This is a genomic window from Methylopila musalis, assembly GCF_042679725.1.
Lineage (GTDB): Bacteria > Pseudomonadota > Alphaproteobacteria > Rhizobiales > Methylopilaceae > Methylopila > Methylopila musalis.
Map to the genome: position 1 here is coordinate 1 of NZ_JBHTMX010000404.1, position 777 is coordinate 777.

A 777-nucleotide genomic window follows, 5' to 3' on the forward strand; every position below is an offset into this window, starting at 1 on the left:
TGAGCGGCCGGCGCCGGCGCGGAGCCCGCCGGCCGGTCGGCGGTGAGCGCCACAAGCACGTCGGACACGCCGGGCACGGTGCGCACCGCCGCCTCCGCCGCCTTGCGGATCGGCTCCAGCGCAGCGGCGCGGTCGGGCGAGGTCTCAATGGCGAAGATCACGCGCCCACCGTTCACGGCGATGGAGGACAGGGCGGACGAACGCGCGAGGCTCGGCGCGCCGTCCGGCGCCGGCACGGACTCCAGCGCCTTGCGCACGTCCTCTTCCGTCACCGCCATGTTTCGTCTCCTCAAGGTTTTATGTTTGTGCGCGGGGCTATGGACCTTGGCGCCGGTCGCGGTCAAATGCAGGCGATTTCTTGCCGGACGGAGCCCATGACCCAGGAACCGACCCCGCGCCGCGTCGCCGGCCTCGTGCTGATGGGCGGCGAGGCGCGCCGCATGGGCGGCGGCGACAAGGCCCTGCTGCCGCTCCACGGCCGCCCGATCCTCGCGCATGCCCTCGACCGCATACGGCCGCAGGTCTTTGCCCTGGCGCTGTCCGCCAATGGCGATCCCGAGCGGCTTGGCGCGTTCGGCCTGCCGGTGCTGCCGGACGCAGTCGGAGGCCCCGGCGGGCCACTGTCGGGGGTTATCGCCGGCCTCGCCTGGGCGGAGGCGCAAGGGGCGACGCATCTTCTCACCATGCCCGGCGACGCCCCGTTCCCGCCGGACGACCTGCTCGACCGCCTGTGGGCGGCGGGCGGCGGCGGCCCGGCCTGCGCGGCGAGCCCGGACG

General features: G+C 74.6%; 2 protein-coding genes. One reads left to right on the forward strand and one right to left on the reverse strand.

Going from position 1 to position 777, the window contains the following annotated elements; translation table 11 throughout:
• Positions 1-278, reverse strand: a 278-nt coding sequence (locus ACFQ4O_RS17965; protein ID WP_378777793.1) for an iron-sulfur cluster assembly protein, incomplete at its 3' end; no start/stop codon positions are given.
• A gap of 96 nt (positions 279-374) precedes the next feature.
• Here ACFQ4O_RS17965 and ACFQ4O_RS17970 point away from each other — a divergent pair.
• On the forward strand, positions 375-777 hold a 403-nt coding region (locus tag ACFQ4O_RS17970; RefSeq protein ID WP_378777795.1), incomplete at its 3' end, for an NTP transferase domain-containing protein.